The sequence below is a fragment of the Providencia sp. Je.9.19 genome, assembly GCF_051129765.1.
Classification (GTDB): domain Bacteria; phylum Pseudomonadota; class Gammaproteobacteria; order Enterobacterales; family Enterobacteriaceae; genus Providencia.
In genome coordinates this window covers 1,400,617-1,415,257 of sequence record NZ_JBCPSS010000001.1, presented here as the reverse complement: position 1 = coordinate 1,415,257, position 14,641 = coordinate 1,400,617, and the positions used below count along the sequence as shown (strand labels likewise).

Here is a 14,641-nt window from a genome sequence, read left to right as displayed (position 1 = left end):
GCAGTACAACGGCGTCGGAATACGCCCTAAGACCCGATAGGACTACTGGGCGGGTTGAATCCGTACGGGTATGTGCACTGTCCAACAGGGTTTATTGATCCGTTTGGGTTGGCGGGCGATTGTTGTGATAAGTTGAAATGGGGTAATCCTAAAAGTAAGCCAACTTATGGACATACATTTATTGATCATGGCCAAAAATTAAAGCTTCAGCAGCTCATGGATAGAGATAGGGGTAAAAATCATCAGATAGGGCAGTATTTAGATGATAATGCGGCAGCTAATTTTATTTCTGATGTAGCTAAAAAAGGACCGGGAGTTCATGATGTTCCTCTCCCCAATAATATAAATGGTCGTGGTTATTTACTTAATGGCATAGAAATAAAACCAGATATGGCCAGAGTAGTCGTAAAACAGGATAGCTCTATTAGGTCATCATTTCCGTATAACTCGTCACATCCTAACTAAATGGAGGGCTTATTTAATTTATATCAATCAATTAGCGGTAGATTTAGGCTTACCAATGGGAGATGCATATATCCAAGATTGGGCTTATGAGCTACCAGAGTCATATCGTACAAAGGAATGGCTAAAAAAATACATTAACGCATACTCTAATGGTAAATATAATGCATCGGAAAAGAATGAGCTAATGGAGTTGATGCTTGATATTGTGAATGATCTATTAGTTCAAGACGGTAAGAAAGATGATTTGGTAATAAAAGTTTTAAGCCTACTATCTAATAATTATCAAATTCATTTGCAATTGATAGAACACTGGTCCTTAGATAATGAACCATTAGAAGATTGTTTTGAATTAACTCTAGAAATTAGAGAAATTAAAGATAGTATATTCATTAAATAATTAAGAATAAGGCAGAAGATCTTTAAATCTTCTGCCTTATTCGTTTTTTAGAGCAGCTCAATATACCCTTTAGCTGCTAACATACTCTGCCATCAGCTCGCGCATCGTGTGTTTGATGGCACTTGCTGATGCTGGTTTTGTTGTTTGATTGTTCTTGTTTGAGTTAGGCCTCAAATATGTAGTTGATTCTGCTTTTTAGCCATTGATCAAGTTCTGATTCCATCCAGCCAACAGACTGTTTTCCCAACTTCAGTTGCTTTGGAAAAGTGGGATCGTAGCGCTTTGACTTTGGGTTGAGCCAATCGTATATCGTCGAGCGGGCGATACCAAGTTTAGCCATAACTGCAGGGATACGCAGAATTTTCATAGTTTGAATATGGGAGATCATATTTTTACCTCTTTAAATTGTAAGCATCTAAGTTATCTGTTGAATAACGGCTTTTCGTTATTTTCTACCTAAACCGATTGTTTGGTATGTGATGGATTGTAATGGAAACAGAAAATGTCTAAAATTGGTATTAATTCCTTTCCTTTTTTGACACTACACTATGCCATCTATAACACCTTTACAAAAAGCTGCATTTGATGGGCTCGATGCTCTTCATGTTGGTCAGCTTATGTTGCATTACATATCGAGAAAGCCCATTTCTGAGTGGTATTCCCCTATTATTGACCAAATTAATAAGATACTTCAGAAGGAAGAGATAACTGGAAAACAGGCTGAGATAACCAAGCATTACATATTGGCTACTCTTGAAATTTATTTGTTTACTGATAAAACATGTCTTCCAGATATAGCTGAGTATTTTGAAGAGGGTGATGGTGACGAAACACCTAATGATAATAAAATAAATGAGCAACTGACTGAATATAATATGAAATTTAATCTCGTCATGCTTTTAACAATAGCTCATGATAATGGTGTCGATAAAGATTTCATTTTGCAGGTAGCAGAAGACTTGATGAATGATAAGGTGTTAGCTTTATCAACTATGCCTGTATTTCTCTTATACCAACTGACCGAACGTTGCTATGCATTTGAATATCCTGATGCACCTTTAGGCTTTTATCATGAACTTGTGAGTTGCGAGATTATTAAATGTAAAAAATACTCACGCAAGATTGATAAATACACAAAAGAATCTAACTCAGAATTATCGTTATTGTTCATTCGTGCAGGCTTAATTTTTGAGTTTAAAATGTTACAAAGGTCATTGGATATAATGAAATATCGAAAAGATAATACGACAATTATTTTACCCGAAATTAGTTCGAGCATGTCCAATACAAACCGTAAGATTATTGCAAATTTCTATAAAAGATTTATCGATGCCTATATACTAGAGGAAAGACTAGATACATGTTGGGTTTTTCAGTGTAAAGAACACGTTTCTAAGGCTAATGCCGAGAGATTATTTAAAATAATGAGTAAATTTTATTTTCAGGAACGAATATTTGGTGGTACACAAGGGCGCTGGCTGGGAACGTTGGGGGCATTTGATATTAAAGACTACCATCGTGAAAAGCCTGAACTTGCGATTTATTATGAGGCTAATAATAGTCATACAATTTCAGAGAAAGTAAAATCAAAGTTTTCAGATTATGGATTTAGCGTATCAGCAAGAAGTTTATATTTAAGACATAAAGAAATAAGAAAAAATATTTACCCTATAATCGAAAAATATTATTGCCATTTACAGAAAATAGGAAATACGAATCTCTAGCAGATTAATAGCTATCACTATTTTGATTTGTTCCTTGAGCTCAAAGAGGAGGGTATGAATGAATAGCGATTTGTTTATTAGTCTGTATAGCGACAATGATTGATGTGCAATTCATTATTTTTTCTCCGAATTTGAGCAAAATAATATTACTGATTTGGTTAAGCAGATGGATAACCAGTTCTTTTTGCGTGGTATGTCGCTATCGTTTGATTAGTTATAAAGGTACAATCAGTTAACTTTTTTAATATTCAATGTGCTGATTACAATGACTAATAACAATTTCTCTTCAACAGCGGCATTTCTATGGTCAGTAGCTGACCTGTTACGTGGTGACTTCAAACAATCTCAATACGGACGCATTATTCTCCCTTTTACACTGCTAAGGCGCTTAGAGTGTGTCCTTGCTGCTACAAAGCCAGATGTCTTAGTTAAATATGAAGCAGTAAAATCAATGCCGATTGAGGCGCAAGACAAACTACTCACCCATGCAGCGCAGCTAAGCTTTTATAACACCTCAAAAATGGATTTAAACCGCCTTGGTGAAACGGGAGTTGCTCGCAATTTAGAGAACTATATCCAATCCTTTAGCCCAAATGCCCGTGAGATTTTTGAGCACTTCGACTTTTTTAATACAATTGACAAACTAGAAGAAGCGGATCTGCTTTATAAAGTCGCAAAACGCTTTGCGATCACAGACCTCCACCCTGATGCCATTAACAATTATGGCATGGGTTTAGTGTTTGAAGAGCTCATCCGACGCTTTGCAGAAAGCTCGAATGAAACCGCAGGTGAACACTTTACCCCAAGGGATATTGTCGAGCTGACAACGTCATTACTTTTCACTAACGAAGAAGAATTAACCAGCTCGGGTTTAGTTCGTTCAATTTACGACCCTACAGCAGGGACAGGTGGCTTCTTATCGTCAGGTATGGAATACGTTCACAAGCTCAATGAAAAAGCCTCTCTATCCGCATTTGGTCAAGAGCTGAACCCTGAGTCATACGCAATCTGTAAAGCGGATATGCTCATTAAGGGGCAGAAGGTCGATAACATCAAGTTGGGTAACACCTTATCGAATGATCAGCTCCGCAATGATAAGTTTGACTATATGCTGTCGAACCCACCGTTTGGTGTCGATTGGAAAAAGATCCAAAAATACATCACTGACGAGTATACCCAAAAAGGTTTTGAAGGTCGCTTTGGTGCTGGCTTACCAAGAGTGTCTGATGGTTCATTACTGTTTTTGATGCACCTAATTAGCAAAATGCGCCCTGAAAGTGAAGGTGGTTCACGTATTGGTATCATCTTGAATGGTTCCCCTCTGTTTACAGGTGGAGCAGGCAGCGGTGAGAGTGAAATTAGGCGCTATGTCCTGGAGAATGACCTACTTGAAGCGATTGTGGCATTGCCTACTGATATGTTCTACAACACAGGTATTGCAACTTATGTTTGGGTGTTATCCAATCATAAACCCGCTATCCGCAAAGGTAAGGTTCAACTAATCAACGCGTCAAAAGAACGGGCTAAAGCAGGTGGTCGTGGGCGCAGTGGTGGCGGTGAAATCGAAAGTGATGATGAAAACGTGTTTTATGCTGCCATGCGTAAATCATTGGGCAGTAAGCGAAAAGAACTGACATCCGAAGCCATCGATATAATCGTACAAACTTATGGCCAGTTTGTAGAAAACGACTTTAGTAAAATCTTTGATTACAAAGCGTTTGGCTATCGCCGAATTACGGTTGAACGCCCACTGAAATTAGCCATTTACCCGAAAGATGCTATACGCCTTGAAGCGCTGCAAGCAGACAGTGTTTGGCAGAAAATGGATGAAACCAGCCAACAAGCTATTCTTGATGCTCTCGCTTCATTTGAAGCCGAAAAGTATTTATCTCGTGATAAATTCCTAAAACAGTTAAAAATCAAGCTGGCAGACGTTAAATTAAGTGCAGTGCAGCTAAAACTGATTGTGAAACACCTTGGTGAGCACGATGATGAAGCTGAAGTGTGCAAAGCCAAAGGCCAGATTGAAGCTAACCCTGATTTACGCGACAACGAAAACGTACCACTCACTGAAAATATTGCTGATTATTTTGCTCGTGAAGTGCTGCCACACGTACAGGATGCTTGGATTGATGAAAGTAAACTAGACCCGAAAGATGGTGAAGTGGGTATTGTGGGTTATGAAATTCCGTTTAACCGCCATTTCTATGTTTATGAACCACCTAGAGCGTTAGAAGAGATTGATGCTGATTTAGATGCGATATCGGCTGAGATTATGCAGTTGCTTAACGAGGTGCATTCATAATGGCTGGCAGCTACAAACAATATCAAGGTTATATTAGCTCGGGAGTCGATTGGATTGGTGAAGTTCCTAGTCACTGGAGTGTTAAGCGTCTTAAACATATCTTCGATATCAAAAAGAGAATTGCAGGTCGGTTGGGTTTTGATGTTCTTTCAATAACTCAAAGGGGAATCATTGTAAAAGATATCGAGAGCGGTGATGGGCAGCTTTCGATGGATTATTCAAAGTACCAATTGGTTTTTGAAGGTGATTTTGCAATGAATCATATGGATTTATTAACGGGATATGTTGATATATCTTGTTTTGATGGTGTAACTAGTCCTGATTATAGGGTGTTTACGCTAAAAAACTATAAGCGTTTCAATGCTCGGTACTATTTGTATTTATTGCAAATGTGCTATAGGCAAAAAATCTTCTTTCCTCTTGGTCAAGGTAGCGCACATTTAGGGCGTTGGCGTTTACCTACAGAAGCATTCAATGACGTCGTATACCCTTATCCGAGTTTTTTAGAGCAACAAAAAATAGCCAGCTTCCTCGATCATGAAATCGCTAAGATTGATACCTTAATCGCCAAGCAAGAAAAGCTGATTGAATTGTTACAAGAAAAACGCCAAGCAGTGATTTCTCACGTAGTAACCAAAGGGCTTAATCCTGATGTTCCAATGAAGGATTCAGGTGTGGAATGGTTGGGAAAAGTACCTGAGCATTGGGGGGTAACAAGAGCAAAATTTGTCAGTGATATTTTTGTTCCTCAGCGGAATAAGCCTGAGCTTAACTCAGATAATATAGGTATATCGTGGGCTACGATGGATGATATGAAATCTGATTTTATATCATCAACACAATACTCTGTATCGAAAAAAGCATTTGAATCCGCTGCTTCAAAAGTACTCCCAAAAGATTCAGTGATTGCTAGCTGTGTAGGTAACTTTGGTATAGCTTCAATCAACAAAATTGATGTAATAATAAACCAACAGTTACAAGCTTATATACCCTCAGGCATTTCACCTTTATACCTTAGAGAGTTGATATCTGTATCAAAATGTTATTTCGAACTCGTTGGAACAGCCGCCACTTTAGTCTATGTAAATCAGCAAGGTTTTGAAAATCTGCCTATTACTCTTCCAAGCACCGAAGAACAACAAGGTATTACAAACTATCTTACAGTTCAGAAAGGCAAGTTAGATAAACTAATAGATAGATGTTTTAACTTAATTGAGTTATTTAGAGAGAGAAAAACAGCGCTTATTTCAGCCGCAGTAACAGGCAAAATTGATGTGCGTGATTGGGTTATACCAGATGAGGCTCAAAGAGAACCATGAGTGAAACAAAAAAAGTAGGGGCTGTCTCTACATTTGTTACTGAACTAACTAAAATCAAACCAAGAAAAGGCTACTCGTTGTTCTTTCGCGGCCAGACAAAAGAAAGCTTTAAACCCTTTCCTTCTGTATTTCGTAACACCGTTCCTGATAATAAAAGTAGTCCTTTGTTCTCAGAAAGAGAACATATAATGTTTGAGCAATTGATTGCTGCTTGTCCTAATGATTTCTTAAGTTGCAAATCGGCATTTGATTATCTTGTAAAAATGCAGCATTACGGACTTCCTACAAGGTTACTCGATATCACGAGTAACCCACTTGTGGCATTATATTTTGCAAGTAATAATCATGCAGGGCGAGGAAAGGATAGTTCTGATGGTGAAGTCATCATCTACGAAATAAAAGATGAAGATATAAGGTTTCATGGTAGTGATACTGTATCTGTTATCAGCAACTTAGCTAAAATGGATGAGCAGTTTACTTACCCTGATGGAAAAAATAAGCTTCTACATTCAATTTATGCTGAAAAACCTTATTTTAAAGATGCAATTGTTTCTGAACATCTATTTTCTATTCAAATAGTTAGACCTAAATTAGATAATCCTAGAGTTATTCGCCAAAGTGGTGCATTTTTAATTTTTGGTATGCAGGATGAAAAATATCTTCCATCGGATAAAGTGAATAAGTTATACAAAGAAGTGGATATAAGTCTTGTTCAGTCAGAAGGCAAAGACGGAAAAATAACAACGTTCTTCCATCAAACTGAAGATAAAGGTTATGTAATAAAGGTAAATGCAGAGAAAAAGGACGAAATTATTCAAGCTCTTGAAGGGCTAGGGATATCAAAGGCTACTTTATTTCCAGAAATTGATGAAGTTGCTCAACACATTAAATCTCAAACAGTCGACTACCTCAAAGGCTAAACAATGTCTGATATAGCACAAGAGAAAATATTCCAAAATGACATCCTTGACCAAATGCTGTCTCACGGTTGGTTATTAGGCGAGTCGAGCAAGTACAACAAAGAGCTGGCTCTTTATCCTGAAGATGTCATTTCGTTTGTGAAAGCCACGCAGCCAGAGCAATGGGATAAACTCGCGCAGCATTTTCCAAATACAACGGCTGATGTGCTACTCAAATCATTAGAACAACAACTTAAACAAGAAGGTACACTCTGGGTATTGCGAAACAAGGTCAATAATCGAGGAGCTAAGTTTGATCTTTGTAGCTTTAAACCGGATCACGAGCTGAACCCAGCGGCAACGATTCGTTATCAGCAAAATATTCTGCGTGTTGTACCGGAACTGGTTTACTCGCCCAACGGTTATGACGGTCGATTAGATTTAACGCTATTCGTGAATGGGATACCTGTTGCCACTTGTGAGCTTAAGTCTGAGTTTAAACAGTCAATTGATAAAGCCAAAGTTCAATATATGAAGGACAGGCCACCGAAAGATAAGAAGACACATAAGTCTGAACCGCTATTGACCTTTAAACGGGGAGCATTGGTTCACTTTGCCGTCAGCCAATACAATGTGGCAATGACCACGCGTTTAAATGGCGTAAACACCTATTTCTTACCGTTTGACCAAGGAACAAGCGAAGGTGGTAAGGGGAATAATATCCCCGAAGATGATAGTTATGCGACATCTTACCTTTGGAAGGAGATTTTCCAAAAAGACAATTTATTGCTTATTCTTGGCCGTTATATTCACCTTGAAGTAAAAGATGTTGAAAATCTAGACGGTTCAATTAGCCAAAAAGAAACTATGATTTTTCCCCGTTATCATCAGTGGTCAGTAGTCTCTAAGCTGCTTAAAACTGTTGATGGTGAAGGTACAGGGCATAAATACCTCATTCAGCACAGTGCAGGTTCAGGTAAATCAAACTCGATTGCGTGGCTATCTCACCAATTAGCGTCAAAACACTATGATATCGATCACCCTGAGCTTGATAAGCAAGCAGGGGATAAGGTATTTGATTCCGTTATTGTGATTACCGACAGAACGGTGTTGGATAGCCAGTTACAGGATACAATTTATCAGTTTGACCACAGTGAAGGGATGATTGCTCGTGTTAATCGCGAAGAGGCTCAAGGCTCTAAATCTAGCCAATTAGCTGGAGAGTTGAAGGCCAGTACCTCTATCATTATCGTGACTATTCAAACCTTTCCTCACGTATTAGAAGCTATACGGCAAGACTCAACTCTTGCTGGTCGAAGTTATGCTGTTATTGCAGATGAAGCGCATTCAAGCCAGACAGGGACAACCGCTCGTAAACTGCGTGAAGTCCTTATGGCAGAGCAGTTAGACGGTGATGAAGAGTTAGATAGCGAAGATATGCTGCGTTTATCACTGGAAGCCCGTAAAGGCTCGAATAAACTCAGCTACTTTGCTTTTACAGCGACACCGAAGGCAAAAACGCTAGAGTTGTTTGGTCGTAGACCCAACCCTTATGAGCCCGCGAGCGACACCAATAAACCCCAGCCTTTTCATGTCTACTCAATGCGTCAAGCGATTGAAGAAGGTTTTATTCTGGATGTTCTGCAAAATTACACCAGTTACCGAGTGGCTTACCAATTAGCGCATAAAAACCCTGATTTAGATCATGAGGTAGACAGTAAAAAAGCCGCATCGAAAATGGCAAAATGGGTTCGCTTTCACCCTTACAACATTGCTCAAAAAGTGGAAACTATCATTGAACATTTCAATGATAAAATTAAGCATTTGCTAGGTGGCGAAGCCAAAGCGATGGTCGTCACCAGTAGTCGCTTAGAAGCAGTACGCTACAAACTTGCTTTTGAAAAATATGTGCAAGAGAAGGGCTACACTAACGTTAATGCAATGGTGGCATTTTCGGGGGAGGTGAATGATCCTGATTTACCTGATCATCCTTTTACTGAAAATAATATGAACCCTAATCTCCGTGGTCGCGATATGCGCAAAGCATTTGATACCTCCGATTATCAGGTCATGCTGGTGGCGAATAAATTCCAGACGGGTTTTGACCAGCCGAAATTAGTGGCTATGTACGTCGATAAGCCCTTAAAAGGCGTTGAGTGCATCCAGACCCTTTCAAGGCTAAATCGTACTTATAAAGGTAAGGAAAAAACCTTTGTGCTTGATTTTGTCAATGATCCTGAAGATGTTTTGGCAGAGTTTAAAGTTTATTACCAAACGGCTGAATTGGCTGATATCTCTGATCCAAACATTGTCTATGAGCTGATGAAAAAGCTCGATAAAGTTGGTATTTATCAATGGCGAGAGGTTGAGATGTTTGTTGAAACTTATAACAACAAGCAAGCAAATCAAGCCAAACTCGCTAATCTATGTAAGCCTGCTGTTGACCGTTTTTCTGTTCGTTATAAAGAAGCGTCGCAGGTTCTTCGAACTGCACAATCGGAACTGCCCAAAGCAAAAATTGAAAAAAACGACAAAAAAATTAAGTATGCTGAAAATAGCGTAAAACACGCAAAAGAAGCCCGAGATATTCTTGAAGTGTTCAAAAAAGATCTGATCTCGTTCTATCGTTACTACGAATTTACTTCTCAGATTGTCAATTTTGATGATTATGAATTAGAAAAGCTGAGTATTTTCGCTAAATATCTTCATCCTTTGCTGCGTCTTGATGTTGTGGAAGACGAAATCGATTTATCAGATGTGGTCATGACTCACTATCGTCTTCACGAGCAACGCGAAGCCGATTTACAGCTTGGCCTTATGATTGGAGAAGAACCAACGCCTTACCTATCTGCTGCAAAAGAAGGCTCTGGTGCTGTGCCGAAAGACCCTAAAACAGAACTGCTTAATGAGATCATCCAGCGAATGAACGATTTGTTTATTGAAGATGGTTTATCTGAAAATGATATGCTCAATTATGCGAATACGATTGCAAGCAAAATCTCAGAAAATGAAGTAGTTATGGATCAGCTGCGCAGTAATACCAAAGAGCAAGCAATGTTAGGTCAATTCCCTGAGTCAATCAACAATGCCATTATTGAGAGTATGGATGTCCATAATGAGATGGCAATGAAACTCCTGTCTAACGAAGCGATAGCGAAAGGCTTTGCTGGATTGATGTTTGATGTGTTAATGAAGGGATTAGGAAAAGCGAGTGAAGCTCAACGTTAGCATTTGGTAGTTTGCCACCTTGGAAGCAAGTTCAGGGTGGTGAACTATCGTTATATTTGTACAGTTTAGATAACGGTATGTTGCAATAGGATATACGCCAAAACGGTTAGGTATTAAACGGCTAATGGAATCTGACTGAAAATGGTTATTGCTATTGTAGCTAGCTCATTAATTTAACTGGTGTGATGTCCGCAATGAGCGAAGAGCGGAAGTTTAAATTTCGTTATAAATTGACATACCTAGTGTGAAAAAAGTAATAAAGATGCAACTAAACGATTGTGCTCACATCTAGATTCAAAAAATGAAGAGATATCTCAAGATGTGGAGTCGTGTTGCCGATATACATTAGTCAATAAGCTATGGGAACTAAGCATGTTAAGAAACATGACTGACTTAGAACAAATAACCGCACTATTGTTAGTCGAAGCCGGTGAGTGTGCTCGCTGGGAATACTCTGCTTCACTTCATTGCCCTAAAGGTCCGCTACTCGAATTCTGTACAGAAAAACTAGAGAACCAAGCAAATCCCTCTTCAGCATTGCTGGACTCAATCAGTAATCGGCCTAACTTTGTTTTGCATCATAACCACCTGAGCGGGGAGTCCTTGAGCTTCGCTGATTGGCGAGGAGCATCCGTTTACTTCAATGAGATATACGCACACTGCAATGATGGAACCTCGTATTATGGTAGAGTGTTAAATAAAGAGAAAGTGTTGTCAGTAATAAAAAATAAAAAAGACTTCATAGAGGTGAATGCTGAGAACCATCTCTTTAATTATACAAACAACATTCAACTTGATGCTTTTTTTAGAAAAGAAGTAATTTGTAGGGCTTTGAAAATCAGAGGGTACGTAGAGTATGGGTATTTATGGGGGGCGAAACAGGTTAACCATCAAGCTATTTTGACAATGAATATCCTTGGTATCCAAAGCATAGGGCAATTGGGAACTGCCTATGAGCAATTGATTCAATCTGCAGCCCTTGATTTATCAAAAGATAACTGGTGACCAGTCCTGCTAAGAGGATAGCCTGATGTTATTAAATTCCGCTTGTGACATACAGTGAGCAGAGTTAGGACAGGACTGAAAATGCTGCGAATTTGGTTGCGCTTCACTGCCGGAGCAGAGTTCAACTCTGATATTATCACCTACTTTTATGAGGGTTAAATTATCATGTATGAAGTTTTTTCGCGCCAATCATTACCGTCAAAAAAATATAGAGAACTTGTTGGCACTGCCGTTTGTGTTTTCAACTCCAACAATGGTTTTATCATTGAAAATATTTTAAGGGAAGATGATGATGAAATTTACAACTGGTATGCGTTAATAGATAAAACTTCTGGCCAGCTTAAAATCCCTATCAAAGAGACCATTTCAAAAAAATCAGACGATACTATTGCTACTCTTTTTGAAGAGCTTGTCATTATCCGCAATAGGATAATGCATAGTTTTCGCATCACCGCTCCGGAAGGTATCTCATCAGATAATGATAACCAGATGTTAGCAACTAAGTATAAGGATGGAAATCAAGTAATAATAACTGAAGAGTATTTATTAGACTTCATAAAAAAGAATGAAGAGCTATCTTCAAAATTACATGAATTTAGAGGTTTCTGAAAAATTAATATTTATCCTTTTTCTTGTATAAAATCTCACTTGTAATAAATAATGGATGAACTCATCATCACGTTAGTAACGTCTGCTCCTGGCACGAATCTGACTACCTGAAGCGTCGCGTGTTCTGCTGTGAGCGATGAGCAGACAGAGGCCGTTAGTTGTTGTATAACGATTTCATTTGGATTAACAGTGTGATGAGTAAGGAAAGATGGGCAAAGAAAACAGAGATGATTTTTCGTCCAAGACTAAGCAAGCTTTAGCTGCAAGAGCGAATTTTAGATGTTCTTTTACAGGTTGTGCCCAGATTACATGTGGACCCAGTCATGAGTCTAATTCTGCAGTGAATAACACAGGCGTTGCTTCTCATATTTATGCTGCAGCTTCTGGCGGTAGACGATACCGAAGTATATGACCTCTGAAGAACGTTCCGATATTACTAATGGTATTTGGTTATGTGTAACTCATTCTGTAATGATTGATAGAGATGAAGTAACATTCACACCCGAAGTATTATTTAAGATGAAAGAGGAACATGAACGTAAGATTCAACATGAACATTTAAAGTTACCGGAAGAAGCCAAATCCGAGTTGTTTAGATTAGGCAGTCAATTAATTTTTACTGGAGAATTATTATCAGTTGAACCCACCAAGTGGAATATAAAGCTTGATGAGTATATTTCTGGTGATAAGTTTGACATTTTAAATGTGATAAATTGCTTCGCCGAGCTTACTAATGAAGGGAAATGTATAATCTCAGAATCACTTAGTGATGCCCGCCTAATCACAATTCCCCCTAGAATAGTTTTCACATCTACTGGCCTAATTTTAGAGTTAAAAGTATCACCAAGAACCAAACGAATTAGTGGTCGTAACCTTGGGAGTGATTTGGCTTTAGATGATACTGGTGATCTTCTTATTGAAAATGGTGATATTAAAATCATTTCAGGCATAGATAGGCTATCACAACACCTCATGATCTGCTTATCAACACAGAAAGGGGAAGTTTACGGACAGCCTGAGATTGGAGTAAACCTTTCTGAATATTATAATTTGTTCAAGTGCACCACTTGGCTTGAGCGGATTTTAAAACTTGAGGTGATTTATCATTCGGCTTTAGGCTCAGAAAACCATTTACCGATAGAAAGACAAACCACTCTTGAGTGTATTGATCGAGTAAAAGATTTTTATGTGGTCAGTGACGTTTTAGATAAAGATTTTTTTACTGTCTTTATCGGAGTCCAGGTAAAAGATTATGGACTTTGGGAAGGTGAAGTGAAAATCTATCTTGATAAAAATGCTAAATTGCTATCGATTTGACCGACTAGCCTCCTTGATTGATAAACTTACACCAAAGCCTGTAATTGACACACAGCAGTCAAGTTCCTGACGCTGAAAATCTGTTGTGACCAAGAAGCAGAAGTTCGCCCCTATCGCATGTAATCAGTGGTCATATGTCATAAGCTTATGACAATCAAAAGGCTCACAACTTTTGGTTTGCCACTATAGGCGCAATAAAAGCCGTTAATTCAATTTTCAGTGACGCGACAATGTGAGGATCTGGATTTCTTTAAGTTGCAGGTAACACAAGCAATTGTAAAAAAAGTTTGGCGTGAAAAAAATTTTCTGACTGACTCTATCTGAGAGGGTGATTGTGGAATTTATCGAAAGTGAAGTGTTTGGAAAGGTCTTTGCTCCAGACAGTATTTCTCAAATTCTGGAAATTGTGGGCGGTTCGCCTGAGGAACAAAAATCAGATAGTATTTTCATGTGGCGGGGGCAAGGGGATATTAACTGGGCAATTCATAGCGCTGGCTACAGACGTCTGGCGGGCTCTATTGCCAGCAGGAAGCCTGATGAACAGGACATGCGTGATTATGAAAGATGCCTGCTCAGTGAAGCCCGACATCAAGGCTACGGTTTCGAAGCAGGACGTAAACTCAGTGATTTCGAATTGTTGGCGAAGTTGCAACATCATGGTGCAGCGACAAGGCTTATTGATGTGTCAAGAAATATGCTGGTTGCTTTGTGGTTTGCTTGTAACTCAAGGCCCGAAAACACCGGCATGTTGTTTGGCATTTCTGCTGGTTCAATTCTGGGTCTGGAGGGGGCATATGGATATGAGAATGGTGATTATAATAAAAACTTTCCCCACATAATTTCTAAAAATGAGCAAACATTTGACTTCCCAATTGTCTGGCAGCCTCCCGTTGTGACAAAACGAATTGCCGCCCAGAGTGCGCAATTCATTTACAGCAATGTGTCACATGAGAAGATGGGCAGTCTAATCCTTAACGGGGCTATCAGGCATGACGGGATTATCGCTCTGGCAATCACCGCGAAAATGAAGAAAAAGTTTCTGATGGTACTGGAGCGTACTTTTGATATAAGGCTTCTAACTCTGTTTCCAGATTTTGACGGCTTTTGCCGAGCTAACAGTGAGGTATTTAGCTCACTGAACAATAGTCGGTGGTAGAAAAGAACGTTTATATCTTTCGATGAAGCATACAGCGAACCGATCCCATTTCCACTATCTGGAACCTGTCATTCGGGTATCGGTTAACTTGTAAGTGCCCCATCCAGACGAACTGCAAGCTTTTCGATACCTGACGTGCCTTTACTTCCGCAATGCCTGCTCCTTACACCAACCCCCTATATACAGAACTCAAAAGGCAGGTATGAGCGAGAAGCTG

Annotated in this window: 12 protein-coding genes; 11 read left to right on the top strand and 1 reads right to left on the bottom strand. The window is 39.0% G+C overall.

The window, feature by feature from the left end:
* The first annotated feature begins 72 nt into the window (after positions 1 to 72).
* Together AAZR93_RS06520 and AAZR93_RS06515 are read left to right on the top strand one after the other, a co-directional pair.
* A complete protein-coding gene (locus AAZR93_RS06520; protein WP_434719291.1) occupies positions 73 to 465 on the top strand; it encodes a hypothetical protein in 393 nt (130 codons plus the stop codon).
* A gap of 55 nt (positions 466 to 520) precedes the next feature.
* On the top strand, positions 521 to 862 hold the full coding sequence (locus AAZR93_RS06515) for a hypothetical protein (protein ID WP_434719290.1): 342 nt from the start codon (positions 521 to 523) through the stop codon (positions 860 to 862).
* Positions 863 to 1,025: 163 nt separating this feature from the next.
* Here AAZR93_RS06515 and AAZR93_RS06510 read toward each other — a convergent pair whose 3' ends face one another.
* Positions 1,026 to 1,250: an AlpA family phage regulatory protein gene (locus AAZR93_RS06510; protein ID WP_434719289.1), complete on the bottom strand. Its 225-nt coding sequence runs from the start codon at positions 1,248 to 1,250 to the stop codon at positions 1,026 to 1,028.
* Positions 1,251 to 1,410: 160 nt separating this feature from the next.
* Here AAZR93_RS06510 and AAZR93_RS06505 point away from each other — a divergent pair, with 160 nt between their 5' ends.
* From AAZR93_RS06505 to AAZR93_RS06465, 9 genes are all read left to right on the top strand, one after another.
* The gene (locus AAZR93_RS06505; protein WP_434719288.1) at positions 1,411 to 2,586 is read left to right on the top strand and encodes a hypothetical protein; all 1,176 of its coding nucleotides are present in this window, start codon (positions 1,411 to 1,413) and stop codon (positions 2,584 to 2,586) included.
* A gap of 265 nt (positions 2,587 to 2,851) precedes the next feature.
* Positions 2,852 to 4,891, top strand: a complete 2,040-nt coding sequence (locus tag AAZR93_RS06500; protein WP_434719287.1) for a type I restriction-modification system subunit M — start codon at positions 2,852 to 2,854, stop codon at positions 4,889 to 4,891.
* Positions 4,891 to 6,210, top strand: coding sequence for a restriction endonuclease subunit S (locus AAZR93_RS06495; protein WP_434719286.1), 1,320 nt, complete (start codon positions 4,891 to 4,893; stop codon positions 6,208 to 6,210). The genes AAZR93_RS06500 and AAZR93_RS06495 overlap by 1 nt, the downstream gene beginning before the upstream one ends.
* Entirely contained in the window at positions 6,207 to 7,130 is a 924-nt protein-coding gene (locus AAZR93_RS06490) for an FRG domain-containing protein (RefSeq protein WP_434719285.1), read from the top strand. The genes AAZR93_RS06495 and AAZR93_RS06490 overlap by 4 nt, the downstream gene beginning before the upstream one ends.
* Before the next feature lie 3 nt (positions 7,131 to 7,133).
* Entirely contained in the window at positions 7,134 to 10,337 is a 3,204-nt protein-coding gene (locus AAZR93_RS06485; RefSeq protein ID WP_434719284.1) for a type I restriction endonuclease subunit R, read from the top strand.
* A 372-nt stretch (positions 10,338 to 10,709) separates the two neighbouring features.
* On the top strand, positions 10,710 to 11,342 hold the full coding sequence (locus tag AAZR93_RS06480) for a hypothetical protein (RefSeq protein WP_434719283.1): 633 nt from the start codon (positions 10,710 to 10,712) through the stop codon (positions 11,340 to 11,342).
* Positions 11,343 to 11,507: 165 nt separating this feature from the next.
* Positions 11,508 to 11,951, top strand: a complete 444-nt coding sequence (locus AAZR93_RS06475) for a hypothetical protein (RefSeq protein ID WP_050298657.1) — start codon at positions 11,508 to 11,510, stop codon at positions 11,949 to 11,951.
* A 408-nt stretch (positions 11,952 to 12,359) separates the two neighbouring features.
* Entirely contained in the window at positions 12,360 to 13,268 is a 909-nt protein-coding gene (locus tag AAZR93_RS06470; protein ID WP_434719282.1) for a hypothetical protein, read from the top strand.
* Between the two features lie 334 nt (positions 13,269 to 13,602).
* Positions 13,603 to 14,424 carry an FRG domain-containing protein gene (locus AAZR93_RS06465; RefSeq protein WP_321146726.1) on the top strand — a complete coding sequence of 274 codons (822 nt, stop codon included), beginning with the start codon at positions 13,603 to 13,605 and terminating at the stop codon, positions 14,422 to 14,424.
* Positions 14,425 to 14,641: the final 217 nt, after the last annotated feature.

Excerpts from the sequence above, each read along its gene's own strand:
- AAZR93_RS06470 (WP_434719282.1), top strand. The coding sequence starts at position 12,360 with ATGACCTCTGAAGAACGTTCCGATATTACTAATGGTATTTGGTTATGT.
- AAZR93_RS06505 (WP_434719288.1), top strand. The coding sequence starts at position 1,411 with ATGCCATCTATAACACCTTTACAAAAAGCTGCATTTGATGGGCTCGAT.
- AAZR93_RS06510 (WP_434719289.1), bottom strand. The coding sequence starts at position 1,250 with ATGATCTCCCATATTCAAACTATGAAAATTCTGCGTATCCCTGCAGTT.
- AAZR93_RS06475 (WP_050298657.1), top strand. The coding sequence starts at position 11,508 with ATGTATGAAGTTTTTTCGCGCCAATCATTACCGTCAAAAAAATATAGA.
- AAZR93_RS06490 (WP_434719285.1), top strand. The coding sequence starts at position 6,207 with ATGAGTGAAACAAAAAAAGTAGGGGCTGTCTCTACATTTGTTACTGAA.
- AAZR93_RS06480 (WP_434719283.1), top strand. The coding sequence starts at position 10,710 with ATGTTAAGAAACATGACTGACTTAGAACAAATAACCGCACTATTGTTA.
- AAZR93_RS06485 (WP_434719284.1), top strand. The coding sequence starts at position 7,134 with ATGTCTGATATAGCACAAGAGAAAATATTCCAAAATGACATCCTTGAC.
- AAZR93_RS06500 (WP_434719287.1), top strand. The coding sequence starts at position 2,852 with ATGACTAATAACAATTTCTCTTCAACAGCGGCATTTCTATGGTCAGTA.
- AAZR93_RS06515 (WP_434719290.1), top strand. The coding sequence starts at position 521 with ATGGGAGATGCATATATCCAAGATTGGGCTTATGAGCTACCAGAGTCA.
- AAZR93_RS06495 (WP_434719286.1), top strand. The coding sequence starts at position 4,891 with ATGGCTGGCAGCTACAAACAATATCAAGGTTATATTAGCTCGGGAGTC.